The sequence below is a fragment of the Acinetobacter sp. BY419 genome (assembly GCF_019038395.1).
Taxonomy (GTDB): Bacteria; Pseudomonadota; Gammaproteobacteria; order Pseudomonadales; family Moraxellaceae; genus Acinetobacter.
The window spans coordinates 1-3,668 of sequence record NZ_JAGFXZ010000063.1 but is presented as its reverse complement, the minus strand read 5'-3'; the positions used below and the strand labels follow the sequence as shown (position 1 = coordinate 3,668).

The 3,668-nt window shown below is 46.1% G+C and carries 4 protein-coding genes; 2 read left to right on the top strand and 2 right to left on the bottom strand.

The features are described 5' to 3' along the window. Window positions 1-788, bottom strand: a 788-nt coding sequence (locus KUG37_RS14495; RefSeq protein WP_216940657.1) for an MFS transporter, incomplete at its 3' end; no start/stop codon positions are given. A 152-nt stretch (window positions 789-940) separates the two neighbouring features. Then, complete coding sequence (locus KUG37_RS14490; RefSeq protein ID WP_216938325.1) at window positions 941-2,041, bottom strand: DUF475 domain-containing protein; 1,101 nt, start codon at window positions 2,039-2,041, stop codon at window positions 941-943. Between the two features lie 221 nt (window positions 2,042-2,262). Here KUG37_RS14490 and tenA point away from each other — a divergent pair, with 221 nt between their 5' ends. Both tenA and KUG37_RS14480 read left to right on the top strand, forming a co-directional pair. Beyond that, complete coding sequence (tenA, locus tag KUG37_RS14485; RefSeq protein ID WP_216938327.1) at window positions 2,263-2,934, top strand: thiaminase II; 672 nt, start codon at window positions 2,263-2,265, stop codon at window positions 2,932-2,934. Between the two features lie 218 nt (window positions 2,935-3,152). Then, complete coding sequence (locus tag KUG37_RS14480; protein ID WP_216938329.1) at window positions 3,153-3,521, top strand: hypothetical protein; 369 nt, start codon at window positions 3,153-3,155, stop codon at window positions 3,519-3,521. Window positions 3,522-3,668 lie beyond the last annotated feature (147 nt).

The following is a 3,668-nucleotide window of genomic DNA, read 5'->3' as shown; positions in this document are numbered from 1 at the left end:
ATACTTGGAAAAGCAAAGAACAGACTCAGAACCAAGAGCGGCAGATATACCCAGCCATGACTGGCCAGTGGCAGATCCGCAAATTCGATCAGCTGCGAAGGCACATAGATAAACATGGCGGTGAGCAATAAATGCAGGGTAAAAACCGACACGTGCAGACGATTCAGATCACCGATTTTGAGTACCTGTTTCACCTGTGCCAGATAGCCCTGCTGAAAGTTTTTATGATGTCGCGTAACTTTCGGCACCATGAACAGCATGGCAATGGCAGCCAGTCCCATCACTGTGGTGACCCAGAACAATCCCGATATCCCAATCAGACCTGTGAGCCAAGGCCCCAGACTAAAAGCCACCACAAAAGACAGACCAATACTCATCCCCATGATTGCCATGGCTTTCATGCGGTTTTCTTCACGGGTCACATCTGCCAGTAATGCCATGACGATAGCGGATACTGCACCGCCACCGGCAATCGCACGGCCGATAATCACTCCATAAATGGTGTCCGACATGGCGGCAATTGCGCCACCCAAGGCAAATAATAGCAGCCCCAAAACCACCAGCGGCTTACGACTATAACGGTCCGCAATCAGGCTGAAGGGAATCTGTAACAGTGCCTGGGTCAGACCATAGACCCCGACCGCCAAGCCGATCAGTGCAGGCGTCGCATATTGATATGCCTGCCCTGCCACCGAAAACACCGGGATAATCATAAACAACCCCAGCATGCGCAGTGCAAAAATACTGCTCAGGGCAAAGGTTGAACGACGTTCTAAAGCATTCATCATAAATTATGGCGATTGGGTTAATTAATCTGGAGCTTAGATTATAGGACATTCAGCTCATTAATAAGACAAGAATTTTATTGAAATAAAGATGATGCCGATCTAAAAATAAAAAAGCGCGGCCGGAGCCACGCTTTTCAATCAGGGATACCGCTTTATTTGTCCAATGCCTTGTCCAAAGCTGCTTGGCGTTTCTTGTATTGAATCGAGGCAAACACCGCCCAGACAATAAAGGCCACACCGATCAGACCGGTGACCACTTCTGGTACATGCAGACCGGTTCCGCTGGCAATCATAATAAAGGCCAGTGCACCGATGGCATAATGCGCACCATGCTCCAAGAAGATATAGGCATCCAACGTACCCTGCTCCACCAGATAAATTGTCATTGAACGGACAAAGATCGCACCAATCGCCAGACCCAGCATGATGATGACGACATCCGATGTAATCGCGAATGCACCGATCACGCCATCAAAACTGAAAGAGGCATCCAGTACTTCTAGATACAGGAATCCACCGATACCCGCTTTGACGACACCGGTCGGTACACCATTTTCATCATGACGAACAGCATTACCCTGTTCATCAACTTCAGGTTCTCCACCGAGCATATGGCTTAGAACCTGCACCCCGATATAAATCACGATGCCCCAGATCCCGGCCATGGTCACTACCAGACGCTTGGCTTCATCGACATTGGCTGCCATGATTAACAAGGCCACCAGTGCAATAAAGACCGACATCGCTGGCACATTGGCCAGATTGGCCAGACGACGTTCTACCCATCTGAACCAGTGCGTGTCTTTTTCTTCATCCAGGAAGAAGTTCAGGAATACCATCAACAGAAAAGCACCACCAAATGCCGCAATCTCAGGATGATGTGCCATTAAACGCGCCGAATATTCTTTTGGATCATTTAGGGCCAGCTGTACCACTTCCATAAAGCCCATGTCTGCGGTTACCGCGACAATAGCCACCGGGAAAATTAAACGCATCCCGAAAACGGCAATCAGAATCCCGACAGTCAGGAACAGCATTTTCCAGAAATGGTCCCAGCCGCGCAGGACAGATGCATTGACAACCGCGTTATCAAAGGATAACGACACCTCCATAATCGCCAGGATAGCGGTAATGGTCAGTGCTGTGAACATGGTTTGCAGGCCCGCTTCCGGACCATGGGTATAACCCCAATAAGCAGACAAACCAAGGCACACGATCGAAAATGCAATCGAGAAACCAAAATGTTTCAACATACAAATCGACCTTGGATAAATTAAATAAATATATTGCGGCCAGAGACCCGCAATACGAATAAGAATATTTAAGCTAATTATGAAACTTTTAGCGCATAAACCAAAGTACTTCCTGAGCTGTTTTATCTTATTTTTTGTTTTTAAAATCTGCCGATCTTTTAAACAGACCGATCTTTGCTATAGTGCCGCATGGTTTAACTTGAACTGCGAAGGATTTCAGCATGAGTTTTTCACAAGAGGTATGGCAACGTAACCTCGGGCTTTATCAGAAGACCCTGGCCCTGCCCTTTAATCAGCAATTGGCACAAGGTACTTTAAGCCGTGAGGCCTTTAGTCATTATGTGATTCAGGATGCACATTATTTATTGGCCTATGGCCGTGCACTGGCAGTGTGTGCTGCCAAAGCTTTTGAAGCGGACGATGTGATCCAGTTTGCTGAAGCCGCCAAAATTGCGATTGTGGTGGAACGTAGCCTGCATGACGGCTTTATGCAGGATTTTGCTATTAGTAAAGACCAGTTCGAAAACACCCCTTTGACTTTGGCTTGCCATCACTATACCTCCTATCTCACTTCGACCGCCTGGTCGGAAAGCTATCCGGTGGTGCTGGCCTCGCTGCTGCCGTGTTTCTGGATTTATGCAGAAATCGGCAAGGATATTGTCGACAATTCTGCGCCGAATAATCCGTATCAAGCCTGGGTGGATACCTATGCAGGTGAAGAGTTCCATACGGCAGTACGCAATGTGATTACGACCATTGACCGTGTTGCAGCGCGTGCTGATACTGACACGCTGAAAAAAATGCATCAGGCTTATACGCATGCCGCCCGTCTGGAATGGTTATTCTGGGACAGCGCCTTTGAGCAACGCCAGTGGCCTGGACTGGACGACTAAGATGAATAAAAAAAGTCCGGTTTAAGACCGGGCTTTTTTTCACCTATCGATTTAAAATCTGGTCTGCTGTCATAAATTAATCATAGAAACTGTTTAATCTGGAACAACAAGAACAAAGCAGGTGGATAGGCGAGATGTAGATATTAAGCAAAAATTTTCCCATAATAATTGAGAATAATTATTATTTAATAAACCAATCCCAGAAAGAGGCATAAGATATGGATACTTTAGGCACCGAGGCGATCCGGGCATTTTTTACGGTGCAATGTTGCTGGTTGAATAATGAAGAAATCTATCTGCAACAGGGATGCCTGGATTGTGGTTCAGCAGCAACTTACCTGATCTACCATACCAACACGCATATTCAGAAACATCTGCTGAAATTTATTGAAAAGTACCGCTGTCATCAGGCCCGTCGTGATGATTTACTTGACCTGGATTTTTTCGAAACCGACTATGAGGACTTTCTGCAGATTCTGGAAAATGAAGTTAATTTCTATGCACGTCTGCATCATGACATTCTGCGTCATACTAAATTTGAAGACGTTGAATCGATCTTTGAACGCCCCTATGCCGTGGCGTGTTAGGCATTACCCTCTTTTGCAGTCAGTGTGAATATTTACATAATCTGCTGCTCTGTTTCTCTATGTTGTGATGAATTGACCAATCACCGACATAACTTGACGTTTAAAATACTTTTATTTGCACTTGAACATTTTTCATCCGGTATCATA

Coding starts and splice junctions, on each gene's coding strand:
- KUG37_RS14490 (WP_216938325.1), bottom strand. CDS start 2,041: ATGTTGAAACATTTTGGTTTCTCGATTGCATTTTCGATCGTGTGCCTT.
- tenA (WP_216938327.1), top strand. CDS start 2,263: ATGAGTTTTTCACAAGAGGTATGGCAACGTAACCTCGGGCTTTATCAG.
- KUG37_RS14480 (WP_216938329.1), top strand. CDS start 3,153: ATGGATACTTTAGGCACCGAGGCGATCCGGGCATTTTTTACGGTGCAA.